At 72.4% G+C, this 17,983-nt stretch carries 17 protein-coding genes; 11 read left to right on the top strand and 6 right to left on the bottom strand.

Translation table 11 applies throughout. The features are described 5' to 3' along the window. Positions 1–30: 30 nt before the first annotated feature. Genes ADK52_RS01995 through ADK52_RS01975 form a run of 5 tightly spaced genes read right to left on the bottom strand, consistent with a single transcriptional unit; the run spans position 31 to position 4,181 of the window. Positions 31–588, bottom strand: coding sequence for a 2'-5' RNA ligase family protein (locus ADK52_RS01995; protein ID WP_053688033.1), 558 nt, complete (start codon positions 586–588; stop codon positions 31–33). Between the two features lie 35 nt (positions 589–623). Further along, a complete protein-coding gene (locus tag ADK52_RS01990; RefSeq protein WP_053688035.1) occupies positions 624–1,826 on the bottom strand; it encodes an ABC transporter permease in 1,203 nt (400 codons plus the stop codon). Next, positions 1,823–2,560 (bottom strand): ABC transporter ATP-binding protein, encoded by a 738-nt coding sequence (locus tag ADK52_RS01985; protein WP_053688032.1) that lies wholly within the window; start codon positions 2,558–2,560, stop codon positions 1,823–1,825. The genes ADK52_RS01990 and ADK52_RS01985 overlap by 4 nt, the downstream gene beginning before the upstream one ends. Beyond that, complete coding sequence (locus tag ADK52_RS01980; RefSeq protein WP_053688031.1) at positions 2,557–3,684, bottom strand: peptidoglycan-binding protein; 1,128 nt, start codon at positions 3,682–3,684, stop codon at positions 2,557–2,559. The genes ADK52_RS01985 and ADK52_RS01980 overlap by 4 nt, the downstream gene beginning before the upstream one ends. Further along, positions 3,669–4,181 (bottom strand): hypothetical protein, encoded by a 513-nt coding sequence (locus ADK52_RS01975; RefSeq protein ID WP_053688030.1) that lies wholly within the window; start codon positions 4,179–4,181, stop codon positions 3,669–3,671. Before ADK52_RS01975 ends, ADK52_RS01980 begins: the two co-directional genes overlap by 16 nt. A gap of 102 nt (positions 4,182–4,283) precedes the next feature. On the opposite strand from ADK52_RS01975, the gene ADK52_RS01970 reads away from it, so the two are divergent. Genes ADK52_RS01970 through ADK52_RS01960 form a run of 3 tightly spaced genes read left to right on the top strand, consistent with a single transcriptional unit; the run spans position 4,284 to position 7,320 of the window. Next, positions 4,284–5,006 (top strand): response regulator transcription factor, encoded by a 723-nt coding sequence (locus tag ADK52_RS01970; RefSeq protein WP_053688029.1) that lies wholly within the window; start codon positions 4,284–4,286, stop codon positions 5,004–5,006. Further along, entirely contained in the window at positions 5,003–6,322 is a 1,320-nt protein-coding gene (locus tag ADK52_RS01965; RefSeq protein WP_053688028.1) for a sensor histidine kinase, read from the top strand. Before ADK52_RS01970 ends, ADK52_RS01965 begins: the two co-directional genes overlap by 4 nt. Positions 6,323–6,348: 26 nt before the next feature. Beyond that, a complete protein-coding gene (locus tag ADK52_RS01960; RefSeq protein ID WP_078987825.1) occupies positions 6,349–7,320 on the top strand; it encodes a L,D-transpeptidase family protein in 972 nt (323 codons plus the stop codon). 60 nt (positions 7,321–7,380) lie between these two features. On the opposite strand, the gene ADK52_RS01955 is transcribed toward ADK52_RS01960, so the two are convergent. Next, positions 7,381–8,031, bottom strand: a complete 651-nt coding sequence (locus tag ADK52_RS01955) for a hypothetical protein (RefSeq protein ID WP_053688027.1) — start codon at positions 8,029–8,031, stop codon at positions 7,381–7,383. A gap of 237 nt (positions 8,032–8,268) precedes the next feature. Here ADK52_RS01955 and ADK52_RS01950 point away from each other — a divergent pair, with 237 nt between their 5' ends. The 8 genes from ADK52_RS01950 to ADK52_RS01915 form a co-directional block, all read left to right on the top strand. Beyond that, a complete protein-coding gene (locus ADK52_RS01950) occupies positions 8,269–9,216 on the top strand; it encodes an LLM class F420-dependent oxidoreductase (protein WP_182508634.1) in 948 nt (315 codons plus the stop codon). Between the two features lie 26 nt (positions 9,217–9,242). Next, the gene (locus ADK52_RS01945) at positions 9,243–10,040 is read left to right on the top strand and encodes an SDR family NAD(P)-dependent oxidoreductase (RefSeq protein ID WP_053688026.1); all 798 of its coding nucleotides are present in this window, start codon (positions 9,243–9,245) and stop codon (positions 10,038–10,040) included. Positions 10,041–10,167: 127 nt separating this feature from the next. After that, entirely contained in the window at positions 10,168–11,289 is a 1,122-nt protein-coding gene (locus ADK52_RS01940) for an LLM class flavin-dependent oxidoreductase (protein WP_030156742.1), read from the top strand. A 357-nt stretch (positions 11,290–11,646) separates the two neighbouring features. Further along, complete coding sequence (locus ADK52_RS01935; RefSeq protein WP_053688025.1) at positions 11,647–13,386, top strand: N-acyl-D-amino-acid deacylase family protein; 1,740 nt, start codon at positions 11,647–11,649, stop codon at positions 13,384–13,386. Then, the gene (locus ADK52_RS01930) at positions 13,383–14,855 is read left to right on the top strand and encodes an aldehyde dehydrogenase family protein (protein ID WP_053688024.1); all 1,473 of its coding nucleotides are present in this window, start codon (positions 13,383–13,385) and stop codon (positions 14,853–14,855) included. The genes ADK52_RS01935 and ADK52_RS01930 overlap by 4 nt, the downstream gene beginning before the upstream one ends. Positions 14,856–15,108: 253 nt before the next feature. Next, entirely contained in the window at positions 15,109–16,683 is a 1,575-nt protein-coding gene (locus tag ADK52_RS01925) for an APC family permease (RefSeq protein WP_053688023.1), read from the top strand. A 134-nt stretch (positions 16,684–16,817) separates the two neighbouring features. Then, a complete protein-coding gene (locus ADK52_RS01920; protein ID WP_053688022.1) occupies positions 16,818–17,102 on the top strand; it encodes a hypothetical protein in 285 nt (94 codons plus the stop codon). Between the two features lie 88 nt (positions 17,103–17,190). Then, on the top strand, positions 17,191–17,983 hold a 793-nt coding region (locus ADK52_RS01915; RefSeq protein ID WP_053688021.1), incomplete at its 3' end, for a DUF4239 domain-containing protein.

Raw genomic sequence — 17,983 nt, 5'->3', positions numbered from 1 at the left:
CACCCACCCACCCGCCTGGCTCGCCGTCCCTCACCCCCGCAGTGCGAACGACGCCCGGTCCCGCCAGGCCGACCCGTCGTGGACCATCAGGTCGACCGACGAGATGCGGGTCGTGAGGGGGAGCGAGCGCGCCAGGTCCGTTTCGATCTCGGCCAGGACGTCCGCCTCCTGTCGCTGCGCGACCGTCAGATGCGGTACGACGTCCGGGAAGCGGCCCCCGTACGGCTGGGCCTGCGGCCAGCGGTCGGCGATCGCCCGGGTGAGCAGCCGCAGCGTCGTGTCCGGCTCGGGGGCCAGGTACAGCACCTCCGGGAAGCGGCGGCTCTCGGCGAAACGGACGTCGAAGGCCCGGTGGCTGCCCACGATCTCGGTGAGCGCCGCCTGGACGGTGGCGTCGATCAGGTGCTCATGGAGGAACGGGAAGAGCACCGTCACGTGTGCCGGGATCCCGGCGGCAGCCGAGGGGTCCAGCCGTTCGCGCCATGCGCGAACGGCTGGTTCGGCCTCGGGGACCTTGACGATGAGGCCCGTCTGGCCCGCCTCGTACCGGCCGGGCTCGGACGTGGTGTCGGTGGTGTCGGGTGCCATGACACCGGATGGTGCCATCCGGTGCCCGCCGCGCTCTACGCCGCCTGCAAGGCCAGGGTCGGGGAGAGGCGGGCCGCGCGGACCGCCGGGTAGAGGCCGGCCAGGGTACCTATGGCCAGGGTCGAGGCGAAGCCGCCCGTCACCGCCCAGAGGGGGACCACCCAGGGCAGGTCGCCCGCTCGGGCGTAGGCCGCCGTGGCCGCCGCGCCGAGGGCGATGCCCGCCAGTCCGCCGAGGCCCGACAGGAGCAGGGACTCCGTCACGAACTGGATGCGGACCTGGCCCTTGGTCGCGCCCAGCGAACGGCGCAGGCCGATCTCGTGGCGGCGTTCCAGCACCGAGATGATCATGGTGTTCGCGACCCCGACCCCGCCCACCAGCAGGGCGATCCCGCCCAGGCCGAGGAGGAGGGTGCTGAAGGCCCCTTCCGTCGCGGCCTTCGCCTGGAGCGCCGCCGACGGGTCCGTCACCGACACCGTGCTCGGCGACTGCGGGTTGGCCGTCGGGGCGATCAGGCTGCGGACCGCCCCGACGCGGTCGTCCGACGAGCGCTCGTAGATCGCCGTCGGGTGGCCGTCGAAGCCGAGCAGCTGCTCCGCCGCCTCCCAGCCGATCAGCGCCGAGCGCTCGATCTCCGGGGCCAGCGGGATCGGGTCCAGGATGCCGATCACCGTGAAGTACCGGCCGCCGATGAACACCTGCTGTCCCGGCTCCGTGATGCCCAGCCGTTCCGCCGAGACGTTCCCGAGCACCACCGACGGGTAGCGTCCGGTGGCCCCGTTCAGCCAGGTCCCCTTCTGCATCCGGGCGCGCAGGACCTCCAGCAGGTCGTCCTTCGTCGCCTTCAGGCCGATGCCGCCCGTCTCCTCCTTCGGGATGTTCTCCGAGCGCCGCACGGACTGCGCGATGTCGCCCGTCGTACCCACCGACTCGACCCCCTCGATACGGGAGATCATGCCCGGGGCCTCCTTCGGCAGCTTCGTGTCCTGGCCCGAGAACATCGACTGGCCCGGCGTCGCCACCAGCATGTTCGTACCCAGCTTGTCGAGCTCGCGCAGCAGCTTCGCCTGGCTGGACGAGGACACCCCGACCACCGCGATCATCGTCGCGATGCCGATCGCGATCCCGAGCGCGGACAGGAACACCCGCATCGGGCGCGAGCGCAGCCCCGCCGAGCCGACGTGCAGCACGTCCCGCGGGCCGAGGCGGGACGGGCGCAGCTTCCTGGCGGCCCTCACTGCCCCCTCGCCCCCGCCCCCGCCGTGTTCCACACGTCCGCCACGATCTCCCCGTCCCGGATCCGCACCTGCCGCGGCAGGCTCGCCGCGATCTCGTGGTCGTGGGTGATCACGGCGATGGTGGCCCCGTCCGCGTTCAGTTCGTGCAGCAGCTCCATCACCGACCGCCCCGACGCCGAGTCCAGCGCGCCCGTCGGCTCGTCGGCCAGCAGCAGGTCCGGCTCGCCCGCGACGGCCCGGGCGATCGCCACGCGCTGCTTCTGTCCGCCGGACAGCTCGTGCGGCCGGTGTTCCATCCGGTCGCCGAGGCCGACCCGCTCCAGGGCGCGCGCCGCCCGCCGGCCGCGCTCGGCCCGTGAGAGGCCGGAGTACAGCAGGCCTTCGGCCACGTTCGCCCGCGCGCTGATGCCCGGTACGAGGTGGAAGGACTGGAAGACGAAGCCGACATGGCGTGAGCGCAGAGCCGACAGGGCGCGGTCGGACAGCGTCGCGATGTCGTGCCCGGCGATGGCGACCGCGCCGGCGCTCGGCCGGTCGAGGGTGCCGACGATGTGCAGCAGGGTGGACTTCCCGGAGCCGGACGGGCCGACGATGGCGAGGAGTTCGCCGTTCAGGACGGTGAGGTCCACCCCGCGCAGGGCCTTGACCCCGCCGGGGTACTCCTTGGTGACGCCCGCCAGTTCCACGACGGCGCGCGCGTGCCTGTTCTCGGCCGTGGCCACTGCCGTCGTCATTGCTTGGGGATCCCCACCTGCATACCCTCCTTGAGGGCGTCCCCCTTGACCTCGACGCGGCCCTGGCCGAACATGCCGAGCTCGACAGGGACTTCGCGCACCGCGCCGCCCTCGACGACCTGCACGCCGAAGCCCCCGCCGGCCAGTGCGAGGAGTGCGTTGACCGGTACGGAGAGCACGCCCTTGCGGGTCTCGCCGGTGAGCCGGACCGACACCGGGGACCGGTCCGGGCCCTTGACCTCGGAGGCGTTGTCCAGGGACACGTTCACCTCGACCTTCGGCTTCCCGCCGCCGCCCCCACCGCCTCCGCCGGAGCCGCCCCCGCCGCCGCCCGGGTCGTCCGGGTTCGCCGTGCTGCCCACCGAGTCGATCTTCCCGGTGGCCGTGCCGCCGCCCGGCAGGTTCACGGTCACCTTGTCGCCCGTCTTCGCCGCGCCCGCCTTGGCCACGTCCAGCTGGAAGCGGACCATCCGCTCGGTCCCGGTCAGCGTCATCACCGGCTTGCCCGGCGCCGGCTCGTCGCCGACCGCCGTGTCGTTCTTCTGCACCCGCTGCGGCCCGGCCGCGAAGGCGACGTCCTCCTTGCCGACCTCGCCCGTCTCCGCCGCCTTGTGCGCCTTCTGCCAGCGCTTGACGGCCGTCGCCGTACCCGCCGTGAAGGTGCCGTCCTCCGGGTCGAGCCCGGTTCCGTACCCGAGGGCCTGGAGGTTCCGCTTGAGCTGTTTGACGTCCTCGCCCTTGTCCCCGGTCTTCATCTGCCGGTACACGGGGGTGCTCCCGTACATGAGCCGCACCGGCTTGCCGTTGACCTCGTACAGCTTCCCGTCCCGCTCGATCGCCGTACCCGCGCCCGCGGTCCAGGTCAGCACCCCGGGGCCGCCCGCGGCGAGCTTGCGCTCCTGCGCGTAGCCGAGCGTGCCCTCGACGGTGAGGCCGGAGCTGAGGTCCCCGCGCGTGACCGGAGCGGTCTGCTGCGGGAGCCCGTCCGCGCGCCGGTCCTTCGACCCGTCGGAGTCCGCCCGGGGCTGGGCCGCCGTCACCGCGTACCCGCCGCCCGAGACGGCGAGTACGACGGCCAGCGAGCCCAGCAGCCACTTGCCGCGCCGCCTCACGCGGCGTCGCACTTCTTCTGGGCGTCCTGGAAGGCCTGCTCCTGGCCCTCCGGGATCTTGGTCGCGCTCATCGCGCTCCCGTTGAACTCCGGGTCGGGGATGTTCACGCCGTTGTCCCGCATGCACTTGGCCCACTTCAGGGCCTTGTCCTTGGCCTCCTGCGAGAGCTGGCCCGTCCCGGGGGCCTGCATCCCGCACGCTTCGAAGGCCTTCTTCAGCGCCTCCGGGTCCTCGCTGCCCGAGCCCAGCGTCATCCCGCGCGGGTCCTGGCCGGGCTCCGGGTCGGGCGCGTCTATGCCGTGCTCGCGCAGGCACTTGCGCGTCTTGAGCGCCTTGTCGGCGTCGGCGCCGCTGGCCTGCCCGCCACCGCTGCCGCCGCTCGACGCGTTCGAGGACGCGCCGTTCTTCTTCCCGTCCTTGCCGTCCTTGCCGTCCGAGCCGGCACCGCCCGTGCACGCGGTGACGAAGAGGGTCAGGCCGGTGAGCGCCGCGGCCGTGGTCATGGTCATGGATCGATTCATGCGCCAGACCCTCCACCCGAGGCGGGTTTCGCTTCTCTCTCCGATCTTGCTTATGACGAGGAAATACGAGATTCCGGTAGAGAGGGCGGCATGCGAGTTCTGGTGGTGGAGGACGAGGAATTCCTCCGGGAGATGATCGCCGACGGGCTGCGCCGCGACGCGCTGGCCGTCGACGAGGCGGGCGACGGCCCGGAGGCCCTGAGGCGCCTGCGCCTCGGCGAGTACGACGTCCTCGTCCTCGACCGTGACCTGCCCGGCCTGCACGGGGACGAGGTCTGCCGCCAGGTGGTGCGCGAGCGGCTGCTGACCCGCGTCCTGATGCTGACCGCCTCCGGGACCGTACGGGACCGGGTCGAGGGGCTCGGCCTCGGCGCCGACGACTACCTCACCAAGCCCTTCGCGTACGACGAGCTCCTCGCCCGCGTCCTGGCGCTCGGCCGGCGCACCCGGCCCGCGCTGCCGCCGGTGCTGGAGCGGTGCGGGATCGCCGTGGACACCGCCCGGCGGAGCGCGAGCCGCGACGGGCACCGGCTCGCGCTGTCGCGCAAGGAGTTCGCGGTGCTGGAGGCGCTGCTGCGGGCGGAGGGGGCCGTGCTCGGCAACGACGACCTGATCGAGCAGGTGTGGGAGGAGGACACCTCGTACAGCACCAATGCCGTACGGGTGACCCTCAGCAAGCTGCGGGCCAAGCTGGGCGAGCCGCAGCTGATCGAGACGGTGCCGGGGGCCGGGTACCGGATCGCGGGTCCGGGCGGTGGTCCGGGCGCGGGTCCGACCGCCGGGCTCACCGATCCGATCACCGATCCACGATGAGAGCAGTGCTCCACTCCGAGCGCGCCCGTCTCACCGCGCTCTACGGCTCCCTGCTCGTCCTCGCCGGTGGCGGCCTGATCGCCCTGATCAACGTCCTGCTGCGGGGCGGCCTCTACACCCGCATCAGCGGAGCCGTCACCACCGCCGTCCCCGGCACCGCCTTCGAGCGCGCCGCCGTCGAAGGCCAGCCGCTCAAGGCGGTACCCGCCCAGCGGCTCCCGCCCGGCGCCGCCACGCCCACCCAGGAGCAGCTCCAGACGTGGGCCGCCACCCGGAACCTCTCCACCGCCGTCGAGGCCGCCACCCTCCACGAGCTGCTGGTCGTCTCGCTCATCGCCCTCGCCGTGTTCGCCGTACCGTCGATCTGGCTGGCCTGGTGGATGGCGGGCCGCGTGCTGCGGCCCGTCGGTGTCATCACCGAGACGGCCCGCCGCCTTTCGGGGGAGAACCTGCACGAGCGGATCGGCCTCGATGCCCCGCCCGGCGAACTCAAGCGGCTGGCCGACACCTTCGACGGCATGCTCGACCGGATGGAGAACCTGGTGGGCGCGCAGCGCCGGTTCGCCGCCAATGCCGCCCACGAGCTGCGCACGCCGCTGGCCGTGCAGCGGGCGGCCGCCGAGATCGGACTGGCCGGGGACCCGCCGCCGGAGAAGGTGGCCCGGATCCGGTCCAAACTGATCGGCGTCGCCGAGTCCAGCGAGCACCTCGTCGAGTCGCTGCTGCTGCTCGCGGTGTCGGAGGAGGGACTGGAGACCACCGTCGCGGTGGACCTCGCGGCCCTCGCGGAGGCGGAGCTGTCGGAGACGGAGCGGGCCGAGTCCGGGTCGGAGCCGGAGCCGGAGCCGGAGCCGGAGTCCGAGTCCGCGTCCGGGTCCGCGTCCGAGCCGGCCGGGGGCGCCGGGCTGACCGTCGTACGGAGCCTTGAGCCGGTGAGCGTGGTCGGCGACCGGGCCCTGTTGGGCCATCTGGTGCGGAACCTGCTGGCCAATGCCGTACGGCACAACCGGCCGGGCGGGCGGATCAGCGTGAAGACCTCCGCCGACGGGGCGCTGACGGTGTCCAACACCGGGCCGGTGATCGAGCCCGCCGACGTGCCGCGGCTGCTGGAGCCGTTCCGGCGGCGCGCCGAACGGCAGCACACCGCGGGGGAGGGCGCCGGGCTGGGGCTCTCGATCGTCGCCTCGATCGCGCGGGCGCACGGCGCGAAGCTGGTCGTGCGGGCCAATCGGGGGGAGGGCGGCGGATTGACGGTCCGGGTGCGCTTTCCGGTCACACCCGCGCCGCACCGGACGGCGTCGCCTCAGGAATCCTGATGATCCCCGTGTGTACCGTCGGAGGCATGAGCAAGCACCCCCGCGCCGGCTCCCGCAGTCCCCGTACGCTCCGCACGTTCCGCGGCCTCCGCTCGCCCCGGCGGGTGGCCGTCGCCGCCGCCGTGGGCCTGCTGGCCTTCGGAGCCGGCTGGGTCTTCACGGTCCAGGACGACGACCCCGGCACCACCGCCTCGGCCCGGACCGGGGACCGCCCGGGGGACGCGGCCCGTGCACCGTCCTCGGCCGCGACCGCCGACGCCGCCACCTCCGATTCCGCCCCGGCCGGCGGAGCCACCCACGCCACCCGCGGGGCCCGCGGTGCTCCCGGGGCTCCCGGGGCGCCCGCGGCCTCGGGACCAGCCGGAGCACCCCGAGCGCCCGGAGCACCCGCGGCCTCCGATGCCGACGACGGCCTGTCCGAGGTCAGCGACGAGACACGGGCCCGGATCCCGGCCGACGCCCGTCAGCTCCTCCTCGTCTCCGGCAAGGCGAGGGACTCCTCGGAGTCCACGGCGACCCTCTACAGCCGGCCGGCGGCCGGCGCCGACTGGGTCCGGACCGCCGGGAGCTGGCCCGCGCACAACGGCGCCAGCGGCTGGAACTCCGCCGAACGCGAGGACGGGGACCTCACCACCCCCGTGGGCGTGTTCACCCTGGGCGACGCCGGCGGTCTGCTGGAGAAGCCGCCGGGCACGAAGTTCCCGTACGACCACAACCGGCTCTTCGTCCCCACCGGCCGGGGCGTGAACGGGGAGTCCCTCGCGGGCGCCTTCGAGTACGTCATCGCGATCGACTACAACCGCCGCAAGGGCTTCTCCCCGCTGGACCTGGTCAAGCCGGAGGGCGAGGACAAGGGCGGCGGCATCTGGCTCCACGTCGACCACAACGGCCCCTCGCAGGGCTGTATCGGCATCTCCAAGGAGGCCATGAAGAAGCTGCTGACCACCCTGGACCCGGCGGCGAAGCCGGTCGTCGTGATGGGCCCGGCGGGCTTCTGACAACCGGGATTCCTCCTCCCGGGCGGTTTCACCCCGTCACCCCGTCACCCCGTCACTCCTTCACACCGTCAGCCCGGCCGGTTCCCGACCGGCCGGGGCGGCGGCCACCCGCCGCTCCCGCAGCAGCAGCCCGATGTACGCCAGGTCGAAGACGCTGCACATGATCCCGAGCCCGAGGATGAACGGCGAGCCCTCGACGACGCCGAAGAGCAGGGTCGGGGCGAGCGTCCCGAGCCATTTCGCGACGGCGATGACGAGGGACTGCCCGCGCGGCCCGCGCCGGTCGGCGTAGAGGGAGATGAACAGCCCGGACATCAGCAGGTTCTGCAGGAAGGCCGCGTACCGGGTCGCGTCGTGCGTCCCGAAGTGCGCGAGGAACAGCCACTGCACGGCGAAGCCGCTGCCGAAGACGAGCACGCTCCACGCCGCGAAGAGCGGCCGCGTCACGAACCCGGGCAGCTCGGCGCGCCCGAAGCGCAGGTAGGTCCAGATGATGACGACGTCGGCGAGGGCCCACACCACGTTGACCACGCCCTGGGCGGTCACCCCGGCGCGGACGTCCCCCACGGCGTAGGTCGCCTCCCACGCGAAGTTCAGCGCGAGCGCGGCCACCGGCATCGCGTACGTCCGGTCCCGCAGCCCGACCCGGATCGCCTCGACGTACACGACGGTCCACGCCACTCCGCTGACCAGCGTCAGAAACAGATCCACCCGCGGCACCCTAACCAACCCGCCCCCGCCCGCACATCCCCTGGGCCGTGACTTTCGGATCATGCCGGGCCCGGCCCGAAGGACACGGCCTCACCCCGGCCGCGCACCCGCCGGGTGGGTCGAACCCCTTGCCTGACGGTCCGTCAGCTACGACGATGGCCCCCGGCGCCGGCGGGATACGGGTCGGCGGCCGCGGCCCGGTCGGCGGGCGAGGGCGGAAGACGAAGCGGAGGCGGCATGGCGCGCGTGTTTGCGGAAGGCCGGCTGGTCTACGGGATGCAGCTCCCGATCCAGTCGCAGAGCACCATCTACGCCGAGCCCTGGGAGGCCCCGGCGACCGCCGCCGACCTCGCGGAGGTGGCGCGGGCCGCCGACCGGGCCGGGTTCGGGTACCTGGCCACCTGCGACCACGTGGCCATACCGCGCCGCCTCGCCGGCCCCATGAGCACCGTCTGGTACGACCCCGTGGCCACCCTCTCCTTCCTAGCCGGGATCACCGAGCGCGTACGGCTGCTCAGCCACGTCGCGATCCTCGGCCTGCGCCACCCCCTCCTCAGCGCCAAGCAGTACGCCACCGTCGACCACCTCAGCGGCGGCCGGCTCATCCTCGGCGTCGGCGCGGGCCACGTGCAGGAGGAGTTCGAGGCCCTCGGCGCCGACTTCGCCGGCCGCGGGGCCGTCCTCGACGAGACCCTGGACGCGCTGCGCGCCGCCCTCGGGCCCGAGGAGTACCCGGAGTTCGAGGGCGAGCTGTTCTCCTTCAAGGACCTCGGCCAGCTGCCCCGCCCCGCCCAGACCCGCGTCCCCGTCTGGGTCGGCGGCTCCTCGCCCGCCGCCGTCCGCCGGGCCGCCGTGCGCGGCGACGGCTGGCTCCCGCAGGGCGACCCGCGCGACAAACTGCCGGCGCAGATCGCCCGGATCAAGGAGCTCCGCGCGGCGGCCGGGGTCGCCGGCCCCATCGAGTTCGGCGCGATCACCGAGGCGCTGTACGTCGGCGAGCCCGGCTGGGACACCGGCCGCCGCACCCTCACCGGCAAGGCGGAGGCGCTCGCCGAGTCCCTCCGGGCGTACAAGGCCCTCGGCGTGGACCAGATCCAGGTCCGCTTCCGCAGCCGCGACCGCGCCGAACTGACCGACCAGATCACCGCGTTCGGGGCCGAGGTCGGCCCGCTTCTCAACGACTGAACGCCTCTACGACTAGGAGTACGGGCATGGGCAAGCTGGACGGGCGCGTCGTCGTCATCACGGGCGCGGCGCGCGGCCAGGGCGAGCAGGAGGCCCGGCTCTTCGCCGCCGAGGGCGCCAAGGTGCTCCTCTGCGACGTGCTGGACGAGCAGGGCGCCGCCGTCGCCAAGGAGATAGCCGAGGAGGCGGGGGAGGACCGCGCCCGGTACGTACGGCTGGACGTGAGTCGGGAGGAGGACTGGGCCGCCGCCGTCGCCGCCGCGAAGGAGGCCTTCGGCCCGGTGAGCGGCCTGGTCAACAACGCCGGGATCCTGCGCTTCAACGAGCTGGTCTCGACCCCGCTGGAGGAGTTCCAGCAGCTGATCCAGGTCAACCAGGTCGGCACCTTCCTCGGCATCAAGGCCTTCGCCCCCGAGATCGAGGCGGCCGGCGGCGGCACCATCGTCAACACCTCCTCGTACACCGGGCTGACGGGCATGGCGTACGTGGGCGCGTACGCGGCGACCAAGGCGGCGATCGTCGGCCTGACCCGGGTGGCCGCCCTGGAGCTGGCCGCCAAGGGCATCCGGGTCAACGCGATGTGCCCGGGCGCGGTGGACACCCCGATGGCCAATCCCGGCCTGCTGGACCCGGCGAACATGAGCGACGAGGCCCGGGACGCGATGGCGGAGCTCTACGGGCGGGTCGTGCCGATGGGGCGGGTGGGCCGGCCCGACGAGATCGCCAAGCTGGCCCTGTTCCTGAGCGGCGAGGACTCCTCGTACATCACCGGCCAGCCGTTCGTCATCGACGGCGGCTGGATGGCGGGCGTCAGCGTCATGTGACCCGCCGCAGGCCGGCGTGGCGACCCATCTGATGGGGCGTCAGGTATTGACGCTCCCGCTTCCGCGGTGGAACAGTCGACTCATCAAATCTGACGACACGTCAGAAACCAAAGGACGGTGAACCCCCTTGGAATTCGGGCTCTTCGTGCAGGGATACGTGCCTGAGGCGCGGTCCAAGGTCGACCCCGAGGCAGAGCACAAGGCGCTGATCGAGGAGACCGAGTACGTCATCCAGGCCGACAAGTCCGGCTTCAAGTACGCCTGGGCCTCCGAGCACCACTTCCTGGAGGAGTACTCGCACCTGTCGGCGAACGAGGTCTTCCTCGCCTACCTCGCCCACGCCACCGAGCGCATCCACCTCGGATCCGGCATCTTCAACCCGCTCGCCCAGGTCAACCACCCCGTCAAGGTGGCCGAGAAGGTCGCCATGCTCGACCACCTCTCCAAGGGCCGCTTCGAGTTCGGCACCGGCCGCGGCGCGGGCAGCCACGAGATCCTCGGGTTCCTGCCCGGCATCACGGACATGAACGCCACCAAGGAGATCTGGGAAGAGACCATCGCCGAGTTCCCCAAGATGTTCCTCCAGGAGGAGTACGAGGGGTTCCAGGGCAAGCACTGGTCGCTTCCGCCGCGCAAGATCTTCCCCAAGCCGTACGGCAAGGCCCACCCGGCCATGTGGTACGCCGCAGGCTCGCCCTCCTCGTACGCGATGGCCGCGAAGAAGGGCCTCGGCGTCCTCGGCTTCAGCGTCCAGAAGGTCTCCGACATGGAGTGGGTGCTGGAGCAGTACAAGACGGCCATCCAGGAGGCCAAGGCCATCGGCGCGTTCGTCAACGACAACGTGATGGTCACCTCCACCGCGATCTGCGCCGAGACGCACGACAAGGCGGTCGAGATCGCGGTCAACGCGAACATGAACCGCTTCCAGTCGCTGGTCTTCCGCTACCACGACACCTTCCCGCGGCCCGAGGCGATCCCGCAGTGGCCCGAGACGCTGCCCGAGTACAACGCGGAGATCATCGAGCTGCTGATCGCCGAGGAGCTGCTGATCTGCGGGGACCCGTCCGAGGTGCTCGCGCAGTGCAAGCGCTGGGAGCAGGCGGGGGCCGACCAGCTGTCGTTCGGCCTGCCGACCGGAGTCTCGTACGAGGACACGATGACCACCGTCAAGCTCATCGGCGAGCACGTGATCCCGAAGATCGACACGGACCCGGTCCACCGCACGACGCGCTTCCGCGAAGCCGCCTGACCGGCCGTCCGCCCGGCCGTACCCCTGACCCGGCCGTACCCCTGACCGGGCCGTACCCCTGACCGGGCCGTACCCCTGACCGGGCCGTCCATCCGGCCGGCGGGAGAAGCAGGGGCGGCGTCTTCCCGGACCGCCGCCCCGGGGCCGGGGCCCCGCGCCCCGGCCCGGGCGAGCCGGCCGGGGGCGTTCGCGGCAGCGGCCTGCCGCCCGCCCCCGGCCGGCCCCACCCCTGCGGACGGGCCGCGGGAACGCGGGCGGCCCGCCCCGCGGAACCCGGCGGGGCCGGCGGGATCCGGCGGGTCCGGCGGGTCCGGCGGGGTCCGGGGCGGAGCCCCAACGCAACCGAGAAGGGACGTCATGCTCGACCACCTGATCAAGGGCGCCACCGTCGTGGACGGCACCGGCGCCCCCGCCCGCGTGGCGGACGTCGGCCTGCGCGACGGGCGGATCGCCGCCATCGCCGAGCCGGGCACGCTCACGGAGGAGGCCCGGACCACCGAGGACGCCACCGGGCTGGTCCTGTGCCCCGGCTTCGTCGACCCCCACACGCACTACGACGCCCAGCTCTTCTGGGACCCGTACGCGACCCCTTCCATGAACCACGGCGTCACCACGGTCGCCGGCGGCAACTGCGGGTTCACCCTCGCCCCGCTGCACCCCGACCGCCCCGAGGACGCCGACTACACCCGCCGCATGATGAGCAAGGTCGAGGGCATGGCCCTCAAGGCCCTGGAGGAAGGCGTCGACTGGACCTGGTCCACCTTCGGCGAGTACCTCGACGCCCTCGACGGCCGGATCGCCGTCAACGCCGGCTTCATGGTCGGCCACTGCGCCCTGCGCCGGCACGTCATGGGCGCCGACGCCGTCGGCGGACAGCCCACCCCCGAGCAGATGCAGCAGATGCTCGACCTCTTCCACGACGCCATGAACGCCGGTGCCTGGGGCCTGTCCACCACCCAGTCCGCCACCCACTCGGACGGGGACGGAGCCCCCGTCGCCTCCCGCCACGCCCGACCCGCGGAGCTCCTCGCGCTGTCGAAGGCCGTCGCCGAACACGAGGGCACCCAGCTCGAAGCGATCGTCGCGGGCTGCCTCGACCAGTTCGCCGACGAGGAGATCGACCTCTTCGTCGAGATGAGCGCGGCCGCCGGCCGCCCCCTGAACTGGAACGTCCTCACCATCGACGCCGCCGTCCCCGAACGGGTCCCGCGCCAGCTCATACCGAGCGAGCGCGCCCGCAAGGCCGGCGGCCGCATCGTCGCGCTGACCATGCCGATCCTCACCCCCATGAACATGTCGCTCGGCACCTTCTGCGCACTGAACCTGATCCCGGGCTGGGGCGAGGTCCTCGCCCTGCCCGTACCCGAGCGGATCGCGAAACTGCGCGACGCCGACGTACGGGCGGAAATGCTGCGCCGCGCCGACAGCAAGGAGGCCGGCGTCTTCCGGCGCCTGGCCCACTTCGGCCGCTACGTCATCGGGGACACGTACAGCAAGGAGAACGAGGGCCTGTCCGGCCGGGTCGTGAACGACATCGCCGCCGAGCGCGGCCAGGACCCCTTCCAGTGCCTGGTCGAGATCTGCGCCAACGACGAACTGCGCACGGTGCTCTGGCCGATGCCCACCGACAACGACCCGGCGAGCTGGGCCCTGCGAGCCGAGACCTGGCAGCACGAGGACGTCATGCTCGGCGGCTCCGACGCCGGCGCGCACCTGGACCGCATGTGCGGGGCCCCGTACACGACCCGCTTCCTCGGGGACTGCCTGCGCGGCCGCAAGCTGGTGCCGCTGGAGCAGGCGGTGAAAATGCTCACCGACGACCCGGCGCAGCTGTTCGGGCTGCGCGAGCGCGGCCGGATCGCCGAGGGGTTCCACGCGGACCTGGTGCTGTTCGACCCGGAGCGGATCGAGGCCGGGCCCGCGACGCTCGTCCACGACCTGCCCGGCGACAGCCCGCGGCTGGACGCCCGCGCGATCGGCATCGTGTCCGTACGCGTCAACGGCGTGGAGACGATCCGCGACGACGAGGTCACGGGGGCGGTCCCCGGGATCGTGCTCCGCTCGGGCCGGGACACGAGGACGGTGAGCACCCGTTGAGCGAGCCCGGGCAGCAGAAGCTGTACATCGGCGGGGAGTGGGTCGAGCCCGCCGGCGGCCACTACGAGGTGGTCAACCCGGCGGACGAATCGGTGGTCGGGCTCGCGCCCGAGGCCTCGCGCGCCCAGGTCGAGGAGGCGGCGCGCGCGGCGGCGGAGGCCTTCGGGACCTGGTCCCGTACGACCCCCGAGGCGCGGGCGGCCATCCTGGACCGGGCCGCGGACATCATGCAGCGCGCGTACGAGCCGTGGTCGGCCCTCGCCCGGGCCGAGACGGGCGCGCCGACCGGGATCGCGCGCGGGATGCAGGTCGGGGTCGGGGTCGCGCGCTTCCGGCGGTACGCGAAGGGCGCGCTCGAACCGGTGGAGTGCGGGCTGCCGCCGCAGGTCACCGAGGCCGGGCCGATGGGGAAGGCGAGCATCCTGGGGGCGCTGGAGGTGCGCCAGCCGGTCGGCGTGGTCACCTGCATCACCTCCTACAACAACCCGTGGGCGAACCCGGCGGGCAAGGTGGCCCCGGCGCTGGCCATGGGCAACACGGTGGTGGTGAAGCCGGCCCCGCAGGACCCGCTGTCGGTGTTCAAGATGGCCGAGGCCCTGCACGAGGCGGGCGCCCCGGCCGGTGTGGTGAACGTGGTCTGCGGCGCCTCGGTCGAGGTCGGCGAGGCCGCGGTGGACTCCCCGTACGTGGACATGGTGTCGTTCACCGGCTCCACGGGCGTCGGGCAGCGCATCGCGGAGGTCTGCGGCCGCTCCATGAAGCGGCAGCTGATGGAGCTCGGCGGCAAGGGCGCGGCGATCGTCTTCGAGGACGCCGACCTGGACGCGGCGGTGATGGGGATCGGCACCACCTTCTCCTTCTACTCCGGACAGATCTGCACGGCTCCGACCCGGGTGATCGTGCACCGGTCGGTGTACGAGCGGCTGGTGGAGAAGCTGACCGGCTACCTGGCCTTCATGAAGGTCGGCGACCCGGCGGTGGCGGGCACGGTGGTGGGCCCGGTGATCTCGGCGGCGCACCGGGACCGGGTGGAGTCGTACGTCGAGCTCGGCCGCAAGGAGGGCGCGCGGATCGCGTACGGCGGCGAGCGGCCGGTGGTCGGGGACGGCCGCGGTTTCTACGTGGCGCCGACGCTGCTGGTGGACTGCACGAACGACATGCGGGTGGTCCGGGAGGAGATCTTCGGCCCCGTGGTCGTGGTCGTGCCGTTCGACGGGGGCGAGGACGAGGCGGTCCGGCTGGCCAACGACAGCGATTTCGGGCTGCTGAGCTACGTGTGGTCCGGGGACGCGGCGCGCGCCTTCCGGGTGGCGCGGCGGCTGCGGGCGGGCGGGGTGGGCGTGAACACGATCGGCCGGAACATGGAGGCGCCGTTCGGCGGCTTCAAGCGTTCGGGGGTCGGCCGGGACGTGGGCTCGTACGCGCTGCACGCGTACAGCGAGATGCAGTCGATCGTCTGGACGACGTGAGAGACGTCCCGCCGGGCTGAGACCCAGGTCACACGGGAAAGTTCAAAGCGGCACGAAAGGGGTACTGCTGCGGTTTCCGCATTCCGGAACGGAGTGTCCGCTCCCTGTTGAGCAGGGGGCGGACGCGCGCATGAACCTTTCATTACGGGTTAATGAACCGCCGCAGGCTCTGGATTCGAAGGTGTTCCCGCCGGTAGCCGCTCGGACCCAATCCCTCCGGATATGGAAAACGCAGCCTCTAACGTCCTGACCCATGACACAGCTGGACGTTCGGCCTCGGGTCGGAGACACGGTGAACGGCGTCGCCGACGGCGAGGGCGGCGACGGCGACGTACGCGGCAAGGGCCTCGGCAAGGGCTCCGTGGGCCTGGTGGGCAGCGCCGTCATCGGCATCTCCACCGTCGCCCCCGTCTACTGCCTGACCTCGACCCTCGGCTCCACCGCCGGTGAGGTCGGCGTCCAGATGCCGGCGGTCTTCCTGGCCGGCTTCCTGCCGATGCTGCTCGTCGCCTTCGCGTACCGCGAGCTCAACAAGGCCGTCCCGGACTGCGGCACCTCCTTCACCTGGACCGTCAAGGCCTTCGGCCCGCGGATCGGCTGGATGTGCGGCTGGGGCCTGGTGATCGCCACGATCATCGTGCTGTCCAACCTGGCCGGTGTCGCCACGTCCTACTTCTGGCTGCTCGCGGGCGAGATCACGAACAACCCGTCGATCGCCGCCCTGGACGACGACAAACTCGTCCACATCGTCACCTGCCTCACCCTGATCGCCGCCGCGACCGCCATCAGCTACCGCGGCATGACCGCCACCAAGGGCGTCCAGTACACCCTGGTCGGACTCCAGCTCGCGGTCCTCGCCATCTTCGTCGCGATGGCCTTCCAGAAGGCCTCGGCCGGCACCTTCGACACCGGCCTGGACTTCTCCTGGCAGTGGATGAACCCCTTCGCGGTCGAGTCCATGGGCGCCTTCACCGCCGGACTCTCCCTCTCGATCTTCATGTACTGGGGCTGGGACGCCTGCCTGGCCACCAACGAGGAGACCACCGGCTCCGCCAAGACCCCCGGCCGCGCCTCGCTCATCGCGATGGTCGTCCTGGTCGGCTCGTACCTGGCCACCGGAATCGCCGCCCAGATGGCCGTCGGCTCCGGCACCGCCGGCCTCGGCCTCGGCAACCCGGAGACCTCCGGCAACGTCTTCGCCGCCCTCGCCGGCCCGGTCATGGGCCCGATGCTCGGCATCCTGCTCTTCGTCGCCGTCCTCGCCTCGGCGACCGCCTCGCTCCAGACCACGTTCATCCCCGTCGCCCGCACGGTCCTGGCCATGTCCACGTACGAGGCCCTGCCGGCCTCCTACGCCAAGGTCCACCCGCGCTTCAAGACCCCGGGCCGCGCCACCGTCATGGCCGGCGTCGCGACCGGCGCGTTCTACACCGTGATGACCCTGGTCAGCGAGAACGTCCTGACCGACACGATCTTCGCGCTCGGCCTGATGATCTGCTTCTACTACTCGCTGACGGCCTTCGCCTGCGCCTGGTACTTCCGCGGCGAACTGCGCCGCTCCGCCCGGGACCTGTTCTTCAAGGGCGTCTTCCCGGTCCTCGGCGGCCTCCTCCTCGCCGCCGTCTTCCTCAAGACCCTGATCGACATGTGGAACCCGTCGTACGGCTCCGGCTCCACCGTCCTCGGCGTCGGCAGCGTCTTCGTCATCGGCGTCGGCCTCCTGGCCCTCGGCCTGGTGATCATGCTGATCACGGAACGCCGCAGCCCGGCCTTCTTCCGCGGCGCGATCCTGACAAAGTCCACCCCGGCCCTAGTGGTCCAGGACTGACCCCACCCCACACTGGGGGTGTCCCCCCGCGGCCCGGACCGATCCCCCCGATCCGGGCCGCGGACCCAACACCGGGCTTCCTTCCGAGGGGTCCGGGTGGTGACTCCGGGTGGCGGCGGGTCGTTGGGTACGGCATGAACGTCATGAAGCGCCGCCTCGCCGCCCTGGTCCTCACCAGTGGCGCCGCCCTCGCCCTGACCCCCCTCGCCGCCCACGCCGACACGACGGGCCCCACCATCGAGGGACAGCCCGTCACCAAGCGCATCACCGACATCGCCAACCACCCCGGCCAGGCGGTGGACGACACGAAGACGGCCCTTGCCGTGACCACTTCCGCCGCCGGCTCCGCCACCAACGGCTCCCTCGCGGGCGCGGGCAACTCCCTCGACGGGCTCCCGAAGACCCCGTCGGTGAGCTGACCCGGACGACAGTGCGGCGAGCCGCCGCGGGGGGCTTCGGGCGGGGCGCCGGGCGGGCCCTCAGGCGGAGTTGATCGTTGAGCAGGCCATGATCCTGTGGCTGCTCAACACCTTCAGCACGTTCACCCTCGGCATCCTCCTCGTCGGCGGCTTCGTCGCCCTCGCCGTGGCCGGCAGCCTCGCCGCCCGCCGCCGCTTCCCGCACCTGGCCGGCGGCGAGCACAACGAGATGGTCGGCGTCGCCCTCGGCATGTTCGGCGCGATCTACGGCATCATCCTCGCCTTCGTCGTCGTCACGCTCTGGACCCAGCTGGAGAACACCCAGACCGTCGTCGCCACCGAGGCCACCGACCTCGCCCTCGTCGTCCGCAGCGCCGAGGCCTTCCCGCCGGCCGAACGCGCCCGCGTGGACCGGGCGGTGGGCGACTACGTGCACGCCGTCGTCGACGTCCAGTGGCCGATGATGCGGGCCGGCCGCCCCAGCTACGACGCGACCGCCGAGCAGACGCACGGGCTCTACCAGGCGCTCCAGGCGTACGAGCCCACCGGCAGCCGCAGCCAGACCTTCTACGAGGAGGCCGCCGGCCGCCTCAACGACGTCGCGGCGCAGCGCCGGGCGCGCATCACGATGGCCGAAACGTCCCTGCCGGTGCTGCTCCAGGTGCTGGTCTACGGGGGCGCGCTGGTGATCCTCCCGCTCACCTTCCTGTTCGGCCTGCGCAGCCTGAAGATGCAGCTGCTGTTCGTCTCGGCGGTGGCGGGGCTGATCGGCTTCAGCCTGCTGCTGGTGATGGCCCTGGACCGCCCCTTCGCGGGCGACCTGAGCGTGACCCCGACCCCGTACAAGGAGGCGGCACTGGCCCAGTTCTGGCCGGCGGGGT

This window comes from Streptomyces sp. WM6372 (assembly GCF_001279655.1).
Classification (GTDB): Bacteria; Actinomycetota; Actinomycetes; order Streptomycetales; family Streptomycetaceae; genus Streptomyces.
Note: the sequence above shows the minus strand (reverse complement) of the source record. Positions and strands in the feature narration are given on the sequence as shown.

Coding starts and splice junctions, on each gene's coding strand:
- ADK52_RS01995 (WP_053688033.1), bottom strand. CDS start 588: ATGGCACCCGACACCACCGACACCACGTCCGAGCCCGGCCGGTACGAG.
- ADK52_RS01970 (WP_053688029.1), top strand. CDS start 4,284: ATGCGAGTTCTGGTGGTGGAGGACGAGGAATTCCTCCGGGAGATGATC.
- ADK52_RS01985 (WP_053688032.1), bottom strand. CDS start 2,560: ATGACGACGGCAGTGGCCACGGCCGAGAACAGGCACGCGCGCGCCGTC.
- ADK52_RS01925 (WP_053688023.1), top strand. CDS start 15,109: ATGACACAGCTGGACGTTCGGCCTCGGGTCGGAGACACGGTGAACGGC.
- ADK52_RS01935 (WP_053688025.1), top strand. CDS start 11,647: ATGCTCGACCACCTGATCAAGGGCGCCACCGTCGTGGACGGCACCGGC.
- ADK52_RS01960 (WP_078987825.1), top strand. CDS start 6,349: ATGAGCAAGCACCCCCGCGCCGGCTCCCGCAGTCCCCGTACGCTCCGC.
- ADK52_RS01965 (WP_053688028.1), top strand. CDS start 5,003: ATGAGAGCAGTGCTCCACTCCGAGCGCGCCCGTCTCACCGCGCTCTAC.
- ADK52_RS01950 (WP_182508634.1), top strand. CDS start 8,269: ATGGCGCGCGTGTTTGCGGAAGGCCGGCTGGTCTACGGGATGCAGCTC.
- ADK52_RS01920 (WP_053688022.1), top strand. CDS start 16,818: ATGAACGTCATGAAGCGCCGCCTCGCCGCCCTGGTCCTCACCAGTGGC.
- ADK52_RS01975 (WP_053688030.1), bottom strand. CDS start 4,181: ATGACCATGACCACGGCCGCGGCGCTCACCGGCCTGACCCTCTTCGTC.
- ADK52_RS01945 (WP_053688026.1), top strand. CDS start 9,243: ATGGGCAAGCTGGACGGGCGCGTCGTCGTCATCACGGGCGCGGCGCGC.